Consider the following 14,894-nt stretch of genomic DNA (forward strand, 5'->3'; position numbering starts at 1 on the left):
AGGGACCATGCACCTCGACCACCCCACCACCTATCCCCACCGCCACACCTACGGCGCCGCCTCCCCCCTGCGCCCCGACGGCACCCGGCGTGCCCTGCGCATCGGGCTCGGCGGGCCCGTGGGGTCGGGGAAGACCGCGACCGTCGCCGCCCTGTGCCGGGCGCTGCGCGAGGAGGTGTCCATCGCCGTCGTCACCAACGACATCTACACCCGTGAGGACGCCGAGTTCCTGCTGCGCCAGGCCGTGCTGCCGCCCGAGCGCATCACGGCCGTGGAGACCGGCGCCTGCCCGCACACCGCGATCCGCGACGACATCTCCGCCAACCTCGAGGCCGTCGAGGACCTCGAGGACGGGACCGGTCCGCTGGACCTCGTCCTCGTGGAGTCCGGCGGCGACAACCTCACCGCCACCTTCTCCAAGGGCCTGGTCGACGCGCAGATCTTCGTCATCGACGTCGCCGGCGGCGACGACATCCCCCGCAAGGGCGGCCCCGGCGTCACCACCGCCGACCTCCTGGTCGTCAACAAGACCGACCTCGCGCCCTACGTCGGCGCCGACCTGGCCGGCATGGCCCGCGACGCGAAGGCCCAGCGCGGCGATCTGCCCGTCGCCTTCACGTCCCTGGCCGCCGAGGACGGCGTGGCGCCGGTGCGCGACTGGGTGCGCGAGCGGCTGGCCGCGTGGACGGCCACGGCCACGGCGCCGTGACGGTCACGGACGCGGCGCCGGCGCCCGGCGCCGGGCTGCGGGCCGCCGCGCGGATCGTCGCCGCCCCCGACGGCAGGGGCGGCACGGCCCTGCCCGTCCTCGAGGGCGCGGGCCCCTTCGCGCTGCGCCGGCCGCGCTCGTACGGGCACGAGGCGCGCGTCGCCCTGGTCGGCGCGATGAGCGCGCCGCTCGGCGGCGACCGGCTCGCCCTCGCCGCGGACGTCGGGGCGGGCGCCGCGCTGTGCTTCACCACCACGGCGGCCACGATCGCGCTGCCCGGGCGCACGGGCGCGCCGGCCACGTACGACACGCGGCTGACCGTCGGCGACGGCGGCTCGCTGCGCTGGCTGCCCGAGCCGCTGATCTCCGCCCGCGGCAGCGACCTGCGCCAGACCACTCACGTCGAACTCGCCGCCACCGCCTGCCTGGTGCTGCGCGAGGAGCAGGTGCTCGGCCGGGCGGGCGAGAGCACCGGGCGGCTCACCACCCGGCTGACCGTCCGTCGCGCGGGCCGCCCGCTGCTGGACCAGGAGCTGTCGTACGGGCCGGGGGCGCCGGGCGGCTGGGACGGCGGCGCGGTGCTCGGCGGTCACCGGGCCGTGGGCCAACTCCTCGTCGTCCACCCCGCCTTCGAGGGGGGCCAGGTCTCCCCCCGGGCGCTCGGTCCCACGGCCGCCCTGACGCCCCTGGCCGGGCCGGCCGTCGTGGTGAGCGCCCTCGCACCGGACGCACTGGCGCTGCGCAAGGTGCTGGATTCGGCGCTATCCCAGCTGAATGCCGTAATCCGGGCGTTTTAGAGGGTGTTGGGGCGAACGCCGCCACAAGTGGCGTTAGATGTTTCGTCATGTTTACGGATGAGTAAAGAACGCCCTTACACCCTGTCCTTTGTGGCATGGGAGACGAAAGGATCCCCCCTGCAGACCGCGTGATCACCGCCGCTCTCCGCGGCGCACTCAGCAGGGGGATTCCTACTTTGAGACCAAACGCGATAGCCGGTGCGGCAGGCACCGTGATGGCGGGCGCGCTCGTCGCCGGGTTCCTGGCCGCCCCGTCGGCCGGCGCCGCGCAGGCGGTGCCCGGTGGCGCGGCCGAGGCCAAGGGCGTGAAGATCGCCGCCGAGCGGGCCGCCAAGACGGGCGTCAAGTGGCAGGACTGTCCCGCCGACTGGGGTCTGGCCAAGCCGATCCAGTGCGGCTTCGTGACCGTTCCCGTCGACTACGCCAAGCCCAACGGCCGCACCATCAAGATCGCCGTCGACCGGGCGAAGTCCACCGGCACCGCGAGCGAGCGCCAGGGCTCCCTCGTCTACAACCCCGGCGGTCCCGGCGGCTCCGGCCTGTCCTTCCCCAAGCGGGTCACGACCAACAACCCGCTGTACGCCAACATCGCGAAGGCGTACGACTTCGTCGGCTTCGACCCGCGCGGCGTGGGCCACTCCGCCCCGATCTCCTGCGTCGACCCCCAGGAGTTCGTGAAGGCCCCCAAGGCCGACCCGGTGCCCTCGAGCGAGGCCGACAAGCGCGCCCAGCGCAAGCTGGCCAAGGAGTACGCGGACGGCTGCGCCGAGCGCAGCGGCGACCTCCTGCCGTACCTCACGACGCCGAACACCGCCCGTGACGTGGACGTCGTCCGCGCCGCGCTGGGCGACAAGAAGCTCAACTACCTCGGCGTCTCCTACGGCACCTACCTGGGCGCCGTCTACGGCACCCTCTTCCCGAACCACGTCCGGCGCATGATCGTCGACAGCGTCGTCAACCCGGCCCGGGACAACATCTGGTACCAGGCCAACCTCGAGCAGGACATCGCCTTCGAGGGCCGCTTCAAGGACTGGGAGGAGTGGGTCGCCAAGAACGACTCCGTCTTCCACATCGGCGACACCCGCGCCAAGGTCCAGAAGGAGTGGGAGAAGCTCCGCGCCGCCGCCAAGAAGCAGCCCATCGGCGGCCTCGTCGGCCCGGCCGAGCTGATCAACTACTTCCAGGGCGCCGCGTACTACGACCGCTCCTGGGTCCCGGTCGCCGAGACCTGGAAGAAGTACCGCGCCGGTGACGAGAAGGCGCTCGTCGAGGCCGCCGGCCCCGACCTCTCGGACAAGGCCGGCAACATCGCCTCCGAGAACAGCAACGCCGTCTACACCGCGGTCGAGTGCGCCGACGCCAAGTGGCCCACCAGCTGGCGCAAGTGGGACCGCGACAACACCCGCATCCACCAGCAGGCGCCGTTCATGACCTGGGCCAACGCCTGGATGAACCTGCCCTGCGCCACGTGGAAGGGCCCGCAGTACAACCCCCTCGAGGTCACCACGCACAAGGGCCTGCCGCAGACCCTCATCGTGCAGGCCGACCGTGACGCCGCCACCCCGTACGCGGGCGCGGTGGAGCTGCACAAGCGCTTCCGCGGCTCCCAGCTGATCACCGAGAAGGGTGCCGGCTCGCACGGCGTCACGGGTCTGACCAACCCGTGCGTCAACAAGCGCGTCGACGCCTACCTCCTGACCGGCAAGCTCGAGGGCGGCGCGGACGTGACCTGCACCCCGCACGCCACGCCCGAGCCGCCGAAGGCCGCCACGAAGTAAGCGGCACACGGCAACAGCCAAAAGCGCCCGGCCCCGTCGGTCCCTCCTCGGAGACCGGCGGGGCCGGGTGCGTGCGTACGGGCTCCCCGGGGGCCCAACCGGGTGGCCCGAGGCCCCCACACGGGGGACGGCACCCGTGCGGCCGCTTGCCGCGCGCGGGTGCCGCGCGGTGCCCTGGCCCGGCAGCGTTTCCCGGGAGGCACACCATGTCCGTACGCACCAGCACGGCCGCGGCGGCGACCGCGACCGCCCTGCTCGCCCTGCCCCTGGCCACGGCCCCGGCCACCGCCCGCACCCTGGACGAGGGCCGGCTCTTCCTCACGGTCTCCGGCTCGCAGAACACCTGGATCCGCGGCGTCCGGCTCGCCTGCCCGGGACCCGGCGGCCACCATCCGCACGCCGCCGAGGCCTGTCGGCACCTCGGCCGGACGGCGGGCCGGCCCGACGGGCCGCCCGTCGCCGCCGAGAAGCCCCCGGCCACCTGCACCAAGGAGTACGACCCGGTCGTCGCGTCCGCCGACGGCGACTGGCGGGGCGGTCAGATCGCCTGGCGCAGGACGTATCCCAACGCCTGCGCCCTCGAGGCCGCGACCGGCCCCGTCTTCCGCTTCTGACGCCCCCGGCCGGCCCCGGCACCCCTCACGTCCCGCTCACGTCCCGCGGGCCGCCAGCGTTCCGATCGTCGTCAGGCCCAGCACCACCCACGCGAACCACAGCCACCCGTCGCCGCCGATCGTGACCGTATAGGCGGTCACCAGGACCAGGGCGCCGACCGTCAGGGCAGCCATCGTCTTCGCCGATCCGGGCATCCCGCACCTCCTCACGGCGGCCCGGGCGCTAAAACGCGCGGACCGCGGCCAGGAGACCATCGTCTCCCCGCCGCGGTCCGTACCGCCATACCGCAGACCGCCCCGCGGTCACTGCCCCCGGGTGTTCAGCGACGCCAGATAGGCGTTGTAGGCCGCGAGCTCCTTGTCGCCGTCCCGGTCCGCGGCCCGGTCGCTGCGCTTGGCCTGCCGCTGCTCCGAGCGGTACCACTGGTAGACCAGCGCCAGCAGCACCACGACGGACGGGATCTCGCTGAAGGCCCAGGCGATGCCGCCGCCCGCCTGCTGGTCGTCCAGCGGGTCGATGCCCAGCGAGGCCGGCGGGTGCATGTAGGTGCCGATCATCGGCTCCGAGGCCATCATCAGCGCGATGCCGAAGAACGCGTGGAAGGGCATGCCGGCGAACAGCTCCAGCATCCGCATCACGTAGCCGGGCCGGTGCGGGCCCGGGTCCACGCCCATGATCGGCCAGAAGAAGACCAGGCCCACCGCCAGGAAGTGCACCATCATCCCGATGTGCCCCACCTTGGACTCCATGAGGAAGTCGAAGAGCGGGGTGAAGTACAGGGCGTACAGGCTCGCGATGAACAGCGGGATGGTGAACGCCGGGTGCGTGATCACCCGCATGTAGCGGCTGTGCAGCAGCGACACCAGCCACTCGCGCGGGCCCCGGCGGCCGCGCCCCGCCGCCGGCAGCGCCCGCAGCGTCAGCGTCACGGGCGCGCCCAGCAGGAGCAGGATGGGGGAGAGCATGCTGATGACCATGTGCTGCACCATGTGCACGCTGAACATGACCATGCCGTAGTCGTTGAGCTTGGTGCACATCACCAGCGCCACGCTCAGCACGCCGGCCGCGAACGCCACCACCCGGCCCCACGGCCACGCGTCCCCGCGCCGCCGCAGCCGCACCACGCCCCAGCCGTACAGGCCCAGCCCCAGCAGGCAGCCGATCATGAAGAACGGTTCGCTACTGAACTGCAGACCCCGCTCCAGCGTGAACGGCGGCATGTCCATATGCATCATGCCGTGCCCGCTGTGATCCATCCGCTCTCTCCCATTTCGCACCGATGCGCCGGGACCAGAGTAGAGGCGCCCCGGGTCCGCCCCACGGCCGGGGGCGGACCGCGCGGGAGGTCACAGCACGCAGTCGAGCTCGGCGTAGCGCTCGGCCGGCACCGTCTTCAGCTGCTCTACGGCCTCCGCCAGCGGCACCAGAGTGATGTCCGTGCCGCGCAGCGCCGTCATCATCCCGAACGCGCCCAGGTGCGCCGCCTCCACCGCGTGCCAGCCGAAGCGGGTGGCCAGCACCCGGTCGTACGCGGTGGGCGTGCCGCCCCGCTGCACATGGCCCAGGATCACCGGCCGCGCCTCCTTGCCCAGGCGCCGCTCCAGCTCCACGGCCAGCTGACGGGCCACTCCGGCGAACCGCTCGTGCCCGTAGACGTCCGTGCCGCCGGTCTCGAAGTCCATGGAGCCGGGGCGCGGCTTCGCGCCCTCCGCGACCACGACGATCGCGAAGCGCTTGCCCGCCGCGAAGCGCCTGCCGACCACCTCGGTCAGCTCGTCGATGGAGAAGGGACGTTCCGGCACCACGATCGCGTGGGCGCCGGCGGCCATGCCCGACTGGAGGGCGATCCACCCGGTGTGCCGGCCCATCACCTCGACGATCAGGACGCGCTGATGCGACTCGGCGGTGGTCTTCAGGCGGTCCAGGGCGTCGGTGGCCACCCCCACCGCGGTGTCGAAGCCGAAGGTCACATCGGTCGAGGCGATGTCGTTGTCGATGGTCTTGGGCACGCCCACGACGGGGAGCCCGGCGTCCGACAGCAGCCGTGCCGCCTTGAGGGTGCCCTCGCCGCCGATCGGGATGACGGCGTCCAGGCCGAGGGCCGCGACGTTCTCGCGGGCCCGCTCCACGCCGTCGCGCAGCTGCTCGGGCCGTACGCGCGAGGAGCCGAGGATGGTGCCGCCGGTGGCCAGGACGCCGGCCACGGCGTCCAGGTCGAGCTTGCGGTAGTCCGCCTCCAGCAGGCCGCGCCAGCCGTCGTGGAAGCCGATGACGTCGTCGCCGTGGTCGACCACGGCGCGGTGCACGACGGAGCGGATGACGGCGTTGAGACCGGGGCAGTCGCCGCCGGAGGTGAGTACACCGATACGCATGACAGGGGGGACCTTTGCGTTCGGGGCCGCGAGGGCCGAAAGACCGGACCGGACCCCGTCGTCCGGTGTAATCCCCGCCACCCTAACCGCCGAGGGTGACGGGGACCGCGACCGTCCGCTATGCGGGCTGTGTCGCCGCAGCGATCCGCTCGGCGCGCAGCGCCTCGTACCAGCGGTCGTCGACCGGCGGCAGGGCGTTGACGTCCAGCGCCAGCTTGATCAGCATGTCCGAGATGTGCGGATTACGCGCCATGACCGGGCCGTGCATGTACGTACCGAAGACGGTGTCGTTGTACGCGCCCTCGGTGCCGTCGCCCGTGCCGTTGCCGTTGCCGAAGCGCACCCGGGCGAACGGGCGGGCCGTCGGGCCGAGGTGGGTGATGCCCTGGTGGTTCTCGAAGCCGGTCAGCGGCGGCAGGCCGAGCGGCTGGTCGATGTCGGCGAGCACGTCGCCGACGCAGCGCTCGCCCTCGCCACGGGTGCTGATGACGTCCAGCAGCCCCAGGCCCTGCTCGCGCTGGCCCAGGTCGTTGATGAACTCGTGGCCCAGGATCTGGTAGCCGGCGCAGACCGAGAAGACGATCGCGCCGTTGGCGACGGCCCGGTTCAGGCCGCCGTCGCGGCGCAGCCGCTCGGCCGCCAGCCGCTGCGGACGGTCCTCACCGCCGCCGATCAGGTAGATGTCCCCGGAGGTGGGGATCTGCTGGTCGGAGCGGACGTCGACGCGCTGGACGTCCAGGCGGCGCTGGTGGGCGCGCCGCTCCAGGACCAGGACGTTGCCCTGGTCGCCGTAGGTGCTGAGCAGGTCGGGGTAGACCCACACCACACGCAGACTGTTCTGGCTCATGCTCACAATCCTTGTCGTGCTGTCCGTGGGCCTAGTTGCCTACGCGGCGGCGGATGTCCTGGAACGCCGTGTAGTTGGCGATGACCTCGATCTTGCCGGGCGGGGCCATCTGCACGGCCTCGTCGACGGTCTCGCAGACCCGGAAGTCCACGCCCGCGACCTCGAGGCGGACCGCGAGGTCCAGCTTGCGGTCGCCGATGACCATGATCGGGTGTCCGGCGAGGCGGGTGTAGTCCACGTCCCACAGCCAGGAGGTGTCGGTGCCGTCCGCGCCGCGGGCGTTCACCGACAGGATCACCGGCGCCGGCGGCCCGTCGATCAGCGAGAACGTCTCCAGCCAGCCGGCCGGGTTCTTCGCCAGCAGCAGCCGCACCTCACGGCCGAGGAAGTTCACCACGTCGTACCGGCCGGCCACGGCCTGCACCTGGTACATCCGCTCCAGCGCCACCTGCGGCGGCACGCCGAAGGTCGCGGCCACGGCGGCCGAGGTGGTGGCGTTGGCCTTGTTGGCCCGGCCCGGCAGCTGCAGGTGGATGGGCCACGCGGAGCCGTGCGGGTCGAGGACGTAGTCGCCCGACAGCGCCCAGCTCGGGGTGGGCCGCCTGAAGCCGCACTCGCCGCAGAACCAGTCGTCGCCCGGGCGCTGCATCACACCACCACAGGAGGGGCACGACCAGGCGTCGTCCTTCCACTCCTGGCCGGCCGCGACCCACACCACGTTCTGCGAGGACGAGGCCGCCCACACGATCAGCGGGTCGTCCGCGTTGGCGATCACCACGGCCTTGGTGCCGGCCAGGCCCTCGCGCCACTTCTCGGCCAGCATGCGGGTCTCCGCGGCGCGGTCCAGCTGGTCGCGCGAGAGGTTCAGCAGCGCTATGGCCTTGGGCGAGGTGTCGCGCGCGACGCCCGCCAGGTACTTCTCGTCCACCTCGATCACGCCGTAGCGCGCGTCCGAGCCGCCCGCCAGGGCGGAGGTGATGCCCGCGGGCATGTTCGCGCCCAGCGCGTTCGACACCACCGGACCGCTGGCCCGCAGGGCCTCGGCGATCAGTCGCGTCGTGGTCGTCTTGCCGTTGGTGGCCGACACCAGGATCACGTCCAGGTGGGTTGCCAGCCGGGCCAGCAGGTCGGGGTCGAGCTTGAGCGCGACCTTGCCGCCGATCACCGACCCGCTGCCACGGCCCGCGGCGCGCGACACTGCCGCGGCCGCCTTGCCCGCCGTCACGGCCAGCTTGGCCCGCGGCGACAGCGGCCCCGAGTTGCCTGCCATCGTCCTAGATCCTCCATTGCTTCCGGCGCCGCGCCTGTTTACCTGGTCAGCCGGTGGAACGCCCCCTCCGTGCCGAATCGCCGCCAGGAGGCTTCGGTCGGGGATCAGCCTATCGAGATCCGGCCGTGGGCCCGAACCCACCATCAGCTGAACGTACCCTTGGGCCCATGCGAAGAGGCACGATTCCCGGCAGTTCAGGACACGTGCGGCCCATGCGGCTGCTCGGCGACCGGGGTCTTTCCGCACCCTGCGAAGAGGTCACGGAGTTCGACGGGGCCCTGGCCGGGCTCGTCGAGGACCTGTTCGCGACCATGTACGCGCACGGCGGGGTGGGGCTCGCCGCCAACCAGATCGGCGTGCCGCTGAGGGTCTTCGTGTACGACTGCCCCGACGACGAGGACCGGCGCCATCTGGGACACCTGGTCAATCCGCGGCTGGTGGCCGCCGAGGGAATCACCGTCCGCGGACCCGAGGGGTGCCTGTCCGTGCCCGGCATCGAGGCGGGCACGCCCCGCTTCGACGAGGCCGTCGTCGAGGGCTTCACGATGGACGGCGCCGCCGTGCGGGTCAGCGGCACCGGGTTCTTCGCGCGGTGCCTGCAGCACGAGTGCGACCACCTCGAGGGCGGCCTGTACCTCGATCACCTGACGGGGCTGCGGCGCCGGCGGGCGCTGCGTGCGGCGCGGCGGGCGCCGTGGGCGGTCGCCGGGTAGCCGGAAGCCGAAGGCCCCCGGCGCCGCACGCCCCCGCGTACCTCAGAACCCCGGTCCGCCCGGCAGGTCGCCCGAGGTCGCCAGCCGTCCCCACAGCAGGTCGGCCAGGTGGCGGACCAGCAGACCGCGCTCGAACGGACGCTCGCGCAGCCACCAGTCGCCGGCCGCGTGCATCATGCCGACGATGCCGTGGCCCCAGGCGCGGGCCAGCTCCTCCCCGTCCGGGCCCAGGTCGACCCGCTCGGCTATGACCTGGGCCAGCTCCTCGCCCATGCGCCGCAGCAGGGGCGCGGAGTGCCGGCCCACGTCGAAGCCGTGCTCGGCGGGCGCGCCCTCGTCGGCGGGGTGCATCAGGAAGCGGTAGACCTGCGGGCGCGCCTCTATCGCCGCGAGGTAGGCGTCCAGGGTCGTCTCGACCCGCCGGCGCCGTTCCGCGGGGGCGTCCAGCGCCGCGCGCAGGCCGGCCAGCAGCGCGTCGGTGTGCCGGGCGGCCAGCGCCCGGTAGAGGCCGCCCTTGTCGCCGAAGTGGCGGTAGAGGATCGGCTTGGTGATCCCCGCCTCGGCGGCGATCGCGTTCATCGACGCTCCCGGCCCGTCCCGCAGCACCACTCGGTCCGCGGCCTCCAGCAGCTCCCTGCGCCGCTGTTCCGCCGCCCGCTGCTGCTCGTCCCGCTGACTGGTCTCCATCAGACGTGCCTCCCCGCCCAGTGATTCAAAATGCCTGCGCAAAGTAACACTCGCTCCACGGAGCGGATTCGCAGGCCGGGGGAGTTGACTTTACTACTGACGAGTAACAGACTCATGTTACCGCAGGTAATGAGCGCCGGGAGGGGCCCCATGGGGGAGTTCGCGCTGGAGTTGAACGACGACCAGAAAACCGTGCGCGACTGGATCCACGGATTCGCCGCCGACGTCATGCGCCCCGCCGCCGCCGAGTGGGACGAACGCGAGGAATTCCCCTGGCCCGTGGTGCGCGAGGCCGCCCGGATCGGGCTGTACTCCCTGGACTTCTACGCCCAGCAGTTCCTCGACCCCACGGGACTGGGCGTTCCCCTCACCCTGGAGGAGCTCTTCTGGGGCGACGCGGGACTGGGGCTGGCGATCGCCGGCACCGGCCTCGCCGCGATCAGCGTCTTCACCAACGGCACCGACGAGCAGATCGGCACCTGGGTGCCCCAGATGTACGGTGACGCGAACGACGTGAAGATCGCGGCCTTCTGCTCCTCCGAGCCCGACGCCGGCTCCGACGTCGCCGCGATGCGCACCCGTGCCGTGTACGACGGGGCGAAGGACGAATGGGTGCTGAACGGCGTCAAGACCTGGGCGACCAACGGGGGGATCGCCGACGTCCACGTCGTCGTCGCCGTGGTCGACCCCGCCCTCGGTGCCCGCGGCCACGCCTCCTTCGTCGTCCCGCCCGGCACCCCCGGGCTCGCGCAGGGCCAGAAGTTCAAGAAGCACGGCATCCGCGCCTCCCACACCGCGGAGGTGGTCCTGCGGGACGTCCGCGTCCCCGGCCACTGCCTGCTCGGCGGCAAGGAGAAGCTCGACGAGCGCCTGGCCCGCGCCCGGGAACGGGCCGCCGGCGGCGGCGAACGGGGCGGCAACGCCGCCATGGCCACCTTCGAGGCGTCCCGCCCCGCGGTGGGCGCCCAGGCCGTCGGCATCGCCCGCGCCGCGTACGAGGTCGCCCTGGACTACGCCAGGACCCGGGTGCAGTTCGGCCGTCCGATCATCGACAACCAGGGCGTCGCCTTCCAGCTCGCCGACATGCGCACCCGCATCGACGCCGCCCGCCTGCTGGTCTGGCGGGCCTCCTGGATGGCGAGCGCGGGCAGGCCCTTCACGGCGGCCGAGGGGTCGATGTCCAAGCTCTTCGCGGGCGAGACGGCCAAGAAGGTCACCGCCCAGGCCATGCAGATCCTCGGTGGCAACGGCTACACCCGCGAGTACCCGGTGGAGCGGATGCACCGGGACGCGGCCATTTACACGATCTTCGAGGGCACGAGCGAGATCCAGCGGCTGGTCATCGCCCGGACGCTGTCGGGGATGCCGATCCGGTAGGGGCCGGGGGCGGCACCCGTCCTCAGGGCCACCAGACCCCGGGGCCGCCCCCGAGCCACTCGATCACGTGCGGGTCGTCGAGCCGGAGATCCTCCGTGTCCACCCCGGCCCGGCGCAGGAACTCGAGGACGTCGACGACTCCGTAGGCCCTGCCGAGCGTCTCCGCCCCGTCCGTCACCCACCGGCCGCCGGACGGCGACGGCGGGTGGACCACTATCCGCGCAGACATACCTCCAGCCTGCGCCCGGACGGGTGCGGACGCATCCGTGGCCCCGGGCGCCGGGTTTCCCGTGGGGCGCTTCCGGTGGGGTGTTTCCGGTAGTTCCTGATTCGTCCCGCTGTGGGGGTGGGGGCTGCCACGGTTTGATCACTCGACTGTCACAGGAGCCCCACAGGACGCTCTCCGGGCCGGTCCGGCCGGGCTGGGCGGGTAAGAATGTGCACGTCAAACAAGCACCACCACGGGGGAACCATCATCATGCGTCGTCAGCTCAGCACCGCCGCGATCGTCATCGCGATCGCGGCCACCGCCACCGCCTGCAACAGCGACGGTGTCGACGCCAAGCCGGACAACAACGCGAGCGCGGCACCCAGCCAGGCGCCCAAGGACCCGGCGCCCGCCCCGGACAAGGGCGGCGACAAGGGCGACAAGGGCGGCGACCTCGCCGTCGGCGGCACCGCCAAGCTCAAGGCCAAGAACGGCGCCCAGATCTCGGTCACGCTCAAGAACTGGACCGACCCGGCCAAGAGCAACAACAAGTACATGCAGCCGAAGGCGGGCAAGCGCTGGGTCGCCGCCCAGTTCGAGATCGTCAACACCGGCCAGGCCCTGTACGACGACAGCCCGGCCAACGGCGTGAAGGTCATCGACGACCAGGGGCAGAACTTCACCCACTCCATCGGCGAGACCACCGCCGGCCCCAACATGCCGGCCTCCGTCAAGCTCAAGGCGGGCGAGAAGGCCCTCGGTTACGTCGTCGTCTCCGTGCCCGAGAACGGCAAGCCCAAGTCCGTGACGTTCACGCCGGATTCCGGGTACGCCCAGGAGACCGGCCAGTGGACCGTGGCCAAGTGACGCGGGGTCGCCGCCCGCGACGATAAATGGCGGGCGGCGGCCATGGCCTCACCCCTAAGGTGAGGCGACAACCCAGCGAACCACCTCCCGGTGCGCAGGGTCCGGCTCCTTCTTGTGGTGAAAGCGCCGGCCCCGACCTGATCTCGGGAGGCCTGCCGACGGAATTCCCATGGCCCGTTTCAACGCCCGCAGCGGCAAGGCGGCTCCCGCCTCGCCCGTCACCTCCACCGGGGAGCGCCCGCCCAATCACGAGGGCGCCACCGGATACGCCCGCGACGCCCGGAGCGAGCTCTTCCTGCTCGCCGTCGGCAATCTCGTCGGCACGGACACCTTCTACGAGAAGGCCGGGGACCGGGACGAGCGCTATTCCCGCCTGGTGAGGGAACTGGCCGTCGAGGACCCCGAGTGGACGCTGGCGTTCCTGCGCTGGCTGCGCGGTGCGGCGAACATGCGCACCGCGGCCCTGGTCGGGGCGGCGGAGTTCGCCGCCGAGCGCGTCCGCCGGCAGCTGCCCGGCCACTCCCGGCAGGCGGTCGACGCGGTGCTGCAACGGGCCGACGAGCCCGGCGAGATGCTCGGCTACTGGACCTCCGTGCACGGCCGCACCGTGCCCAAGCCGGTCAAGCGCGGCATCGCCGACGCGGTGCGCCGGCTCTACACCGAGCGGTCCCTGCTCAAGTACGACACGGCCGGCAAGGCCTACCGCTTCGGCGACGTGCTCAACCTCACCCACCCCGCGCCCGCCGCAGGCAAGCCGTGGCAGGGCGAGCTGTTCCGGCACGCCCTCGACCGCCGGATGGGCCGGGACGAGGAGATACCCGAAGGCCTGCCGGTGCTGCGGGCGCGGGCCGCGCTGCTGGCGCTCCCGGTCGCCGAGCGCCGGGCGCTGCTGTCGCGGCCGGAGGCCGGGGAGCGGCTGCGGGAGGCGGGCATGACGTGGGAGGCCCTGGCCGGCTGGCTGCAGGGGCCGATGGACGCGGCCGCGTGGGAGGCCGCCATCCCCTCCATGGGGCTGATGGCGCTCGTCCGCAACCTCCGCAACTTCGACGAGGCCGGGGTGGGCGACGCGGCCGCCGAGCGCGTGGCCGCGCGCATCGCCGACCCGGAGGAGGTCGCCCGCTCCCGGATGTTCCCGTTCCGTTTCTGGGCGGCGTACAAGCACACCCACTCGCTGCGCTGGGGGCACGCGCTGGAGAAGGCGCTGGCCGCCTCGCTGGCCCACGTGCCCGCGCTGCCCGGCCGGACGCTGATCCTCGTCGACCGCTCGCCGTCGATGTTCCCCGGCTACGGGTTCTCCACCCCGAACACCTCGGACATCACGCTCGCCGAGCAGGCCGCCGTCTTCGGCGCCGCGCTGGCGCTGCGGGCCGCCGACCCCACGCTGGTGGAGTTCGGCATGCGCAGCAACGCCCTCGAGGTGCCGCGCGGCTCGAGCGTGCTGCGGCTCGTGGAGCGCTTCGGGCAGATCGACGGCACGGACATCCCGCTGGCGGTGCGGCGGCACTTCGCGGGACACGACCGCATCGTGGTCGTGACGGACGAGCAGACCCGGGCGGGCTGGCTGCCCTCCAACGCCCATGGCCACGGGGGCATGCCAGAGACGCGCATCGACGACCTGGTGCCCCGCCATGTGCCGGTGTACATGTGGAACATGGCGGGCTACCGGGCCGGCGCCGCGCCCTCGGGCGGGGACAACCGCCACGCGTTCGGCGGGCTGACCGACGCGGCCTTCCGCATGATCCCGCTGCTGGAGGCCGGGCGGACGGCACGCTGGCCCTGGGAGGACGGCCGCCCGGCCGCGCGCCGACTGGGCTGACCGCCCTTCGCGCAACGACGACACGGGCGGCGGCCGGCACGAACGGCGGCCCATGGCTCAGGCGGTGAGGCCCTTGGGGTCGAGCCGCCTGACGTCGTAGCGGCTGTGGAGCTCGCCGCGCACCGCCGCCGCGGCGTGACCGGCGCCGACGGGCACGTCGACGATCGTCCAGCCGGCGGGCCAGGCGGGGGTGCCGGGGCCGCCGTTGCCGAGGTAGTCGAGGTCGGGGGAGCGGCCGAGGCCGGTGCCGAGGCCCTTGAGGTAGGCCTCCTTGCGCACCCACAGCCGGGTGAAGACCGCCGGCCGGCGGACCGCGGGCGCGGCCATGATCTCCCGGCGCTCGGCGGGGTGCAGGGCCGTGGAGACCTCGGTGACGGTGTGCGCGGCCGGGACCTGCTCGGTGTCCACGCCCACGGGGGCGGCGGCGATGCCGACCAGGACGAGATTGCCGCCGTGCGACAGGGAGAAGTGCGGGGCGCCGGGGGCGGCGACGGCGGGCCTGCCGTGCGGCTCGCCGCAGCCGGGGCAGGCCTCCCGCGTGAACTCCACGTCCCCGGCCGGTACGTCCAGATAGGCGCCCAGCAGCCTGCGCAGCATCAGGTGGGCGGTCGCGTACTTGGCGCGGTCGAGGGCGTGGACGAACGCGTCCGCCCGGCGGCGCTCCTCCGCGTTCAGCGGCGAGAGGTCGAGGGCCGCGGAGTTCAGCCACGGGTCGGGGGCGTGCAACAGCCATAGGTCGAGGGCGCCTTCGGCCGGCCGGTCGAGGCGCTGCGGCCAGGGGACGTCGGCGGCGTGGCCCGGGCGGGTGGCGGAGTGGTCCAGGTGTAGCTGCACAGGT

At 72.8% G+C, this 14,894-nt stretch carries 16 protein-coding genes; 8 read left to right on the top strand and 8 right to left on the bottom strand.

From position 1 onward, the window contains the following. Positions 1-7 precede the first annotated feature (7 nt). From ureG to IE295_RS04310, 4 genes are all read left to right on the top strand, one after another. A complete protein-coding gene (gene ureG / locus IE295_RS04295) occupies positions 8-709 on the top strand; it encodes an urease accessory protein UreG (protein ID WP_190062046.1) in 702 nt (233 codons plus the stop codon). Then, a complete protein-coding gene (locus IE295_RS04300; RefSeq protein WP_190062398.1) occupies positions 706-1,506 on the top strand; it encodes an urease accessory protein UreD in 801 nt (266 codons plus the stop codon). Before ureG ends, IE295_RS04300 begins: the two co-directional genes overlap by 4 nt. A 215-nt stretch (positions 1,507-1,721) precedes the next feature. Next, positions 1,722-3,284, top strand: coding sequence for an alpha/beta hydrolase (locus IE295_RS04305; protein WP_190062399.1), 1,563 nt, complete (start codon positions 1,722-1,724; stop codon positions 3,282-3,284). Between the two features lie 206 nt (positions 3,285-3,490). Then, positions 3,491-3,898: an SSI family serine proteinase inhibitor gene (locus IE295_RS04310; protein WP_190062047.1), complete on the top strand. Its 408-nt coding sequence runs from the start codon at positions 3,491-3,493 to the stop codon at positions 3,896-3,898. Between the two features lie 36 nt (positions 3,899-3,934). On the opposite strand, the gene IE295_RS04315 is transcribed toward IE295_RS04310, so the two are convergent. The 5 genes from IE295_RS04315 to IE295_RS04335 all read right to left on the bottom strand — a co-directional run bounded on the left by IE295_RS04315 (position 3,935) and on the right by IE295_RS04335 (position 8,388). After that, complete coding sequence (locus tag IE295_RS04315) at positions 3,935-4,093, bottom strand: hypothetical protein (protein WP_179198899.1); 159 nt, start codon at positions 4,091-4,093, stop codon at positions 3,935-3,937. Positions 4,094-4,201: 108 nt separating this feature from the next. Continuing rightward, entirely contained in the window at positions 4,202-5,155 is a 954-nt protein-coding gene (locus IE295_RS04320) for a cytochrome c oxidase assembly protein (RefSeq protein WP_190062048.1), read from the bottom strand. A 90-nt stretch (positions 5,156-5,245) separates the two neighbouring features. Beyond that, positions 5,246-6,271: a 6-phosphofructokinase gene (locus tag IE295_RS04325; protein WP_190062049.1), complete on the bottom strand. Its 1,026-nt coding sequence runs from the start codon at positions 6,269-6,271 to the stop codon at positions 5,246-5,248. 118 nt (positions 6,272-6,389) lie between these two features. Next, complete coding sequence (locus IE295_RS04330) at positions 6,390-7,118, bottom strand: type 1 glutamine amidotransferase (RefSeq protein WP_086570124.1); 729 nt, start codon at positions 7,116-7,118, stop codon at positions 6,390-6,392. 31 nt (positions 7,119-7,149) lie between these two features. Beyond that, positions 7,150-8,388: a Mur ligase family protein gene (locus tag IE295_RS04335; RefSeq protein WP_190062050.1), complete on the bottom strand. Its 1,239-nt coding sequence runs from the start codon at positions 8,386-8,388 to the stop codon at positions 7,150-7,152. Positions 8,389-8,555: 167 nt separating this feature from the next. Between IE295_RS04335 and def the strand changes: the two genes are divergently transcribed. Further along, positions 8,556-9,101, top strand: a complete 546-nt coding sequence (def, locus tag IE295_RS04340) for a peptide deformylase (RefSeq protein ID WP_190062051.1) — start codon at positions 8,556-8,558, stop codon at positions 9,099-9,101. A 42-nt stretch (positions 9,102-9,143) separates the two neighbouring features. Here the strand turns inward: def and IE295_RS04345 are convergent, their stop codons facing one another. Continuing rightward, positions 9,144-9,788: a TetR/AcrR family transcriptional regulator gene (locus tag IE295_RS04345; RefSeq protein WP_190062052.1), complete on the bottom strand. Its 645-nt coding sequence runs from the start codon at positions 9,786-9,788 to the stop codon at positions 9,144-9,146. A 150-nt stretch (positions 9,789-9,938) separates the two neighbouring features. Between IE295_RS04345 and IE295_RS04350 the strand changes: the two genes are divergently transcribed. Then, positions 9,939-11,165, top strand: coding sequence for an acyl-CoA dehydrogenase family protein (locus IE295_RS04350; protein WP_190062053.1), 1,227 nt, complete (start codon positions 9,939-9,941; stop codon positions 11,163-11,165). 22 nt (positions 11,166-11,187) lie between these two features. Here IE295_RS04350 and IE295_RS04355 read toward each other — a convergent pair whose 3' ends face one another. Next, entirely contained in the window at positions 11,188-11,394 is a 207-nt protein-coding gene (locus IE295_RS04355) for a hypothetical protein (RefSeq protein WP_190062054.1), read from the bottom strand. 249 nt (positions 11,395-11,643) lie between these two features. On the opposite strand from IE295_RS04355, the gene IE295_RS04360 reads away from it, so the two are divergent. Together IE295_RS04360 and IE295_RS04365 are read left to right on the top strand one after the other, a co-directional pair. Continuing rightward, a complete protein-coding gene (locus tag IE295_RS04360; protein WP_190062055.1) occupies positions 11,644-12,240 on the top strand; it encodes a DUF4352 domain-containing protein in 597 nt (198 codons plus the stop codon). Between the two features lie 169 nt (positions 12,241-12,409). Further along, complete coding sequence (locus IE295_RS04365) at positions 12,410-14,056, top strand: TROVE domain-containing protein (protein WP_190062056.1); 1,647 nt, start codon at positions 12,410-12,412, stop codon at positions 14,054-14,056. Between the two features lie 57 nt (positions 14,057-14,113). Here the strand turns inward: IE295_RS04365 and IE295_RS04370 are convergent, their stop codons facing one another. After that, positions 14,114-14,890 (bottom strand): 4'-phosphopantetheinyl transferase family protein, encoded by a 777-nt coding sequence (locus IE295_RS04370; protein WP_190062057.1) that lies wholly within the window; start codon positions 14,888-14,890, stop codon positions 14,114-14,116. Between the last annotated feature and the right edge of the window lie 4 nt (positions 14,891-14,894).

It is taken from the genome of Streptomyces griseocarneus (assembly GCF_014655595.1).
Taxonomy (GTDB): Bacteria; Actinomycetota; Actinomycetes; order Streptomycetales; family Streptomycetaceae; genus Streptomyces; species Streptomyces griseocarneus.

Coding starts and splice junctions, on each gene's coding strand:
- ureG (WP_190062046.1), top strand. CDS start 8: ATGCACCTCGACCACCCCACCACCTATCCCCACCGCCACACCTACGGC.
- IE295_RS04345 (WP_190062052.1), bottom strand. CDS start 9,788: ATGGAGACCAGTCAGCGGGACGAGCAGCAGCGGGCGGCGGAACAGCGG.
- IE295_RS04315 (WP_179198899.1), bottom strand. CDS start 4,093: ATGCCCGGATCGGCGAAGACGATGGCTGCCCTGACGGTCGGCGCCCTG.
- IE295_RS04350 (WP_190062053.1), top strand. CDS start 9,939: ATGGGGGAGTTCGCGCTGGAGTTGAACGACGACCAGAAAACCGTGCGC.
- IE295_RS04310 (WP_190062047.1), top strand. CDS start 3,491: ATGTCCGTACGCACCAGCACGGCCGCGGCGGCGACCGCGACCGCCCTG.
- IE295_RS04320 (WP_190062048.1), bottom strand. CDS start 5,155: ATGGATCACAGCGGGCACGGCATGATGCATATGGACATGCCGCCGTTC.
- IE295_RS04305 (WP_190062399.1), top strand. CDS start 1,722: ATGGCGGGCGCGCTCGTCGCCGGGTTCCTGGCCGCCCCGTCGGCCGGC.
- def (WP_190062051.1), top strand. CDS start 8,556: ATGCGAAGAGGCACGATTCCCGGCAGTTCAGGACACGTGCGGCCCATG.
- IE295_RS04325 (WP_190062049.1), bottom strand. CDS start 6,271: ATGCGTATCGGTGTACTCACCTCCGGCGGCGACTGCCCCGGTCTCAAC.
- IE295_RS04330 (WP_086570124.1), bottom strand. CDS start 7,118: ATGAGCCAGAACAGTCTGCGTGTGGTGTGGGTCTACCCCGACCTGCTC.
- IE295_RS04335 (WP_190062050.1), bottom strand. CDS start 8,388: ATGGCAGGCAACTCGGGGCCGCTGTCGCCGCGGGCCAAGCTGGCCGTG.
- IE295_RS04365 (WP_190062056.1), top strand. CDS start 12,410: ATGGCCCGTTTCAACGCCCGCAGCGGCAAGGCGGCTCCCGCCTCGCCC.
- IE295_RS04355 (WP_190062054.1), bottom strand. CDS start 11,394: ATGTCTGCGCGGATAGTGGTCCACCCGCCGTCGCCGTCCGGCGGCCGG.
- IE295_RS04360 (WP_190062055.1), top strand. CDS start 11,644: ATGCGTCGTCAGCTCAGCACCGCCGCGATCGTCATCGCGATCGCGGCC.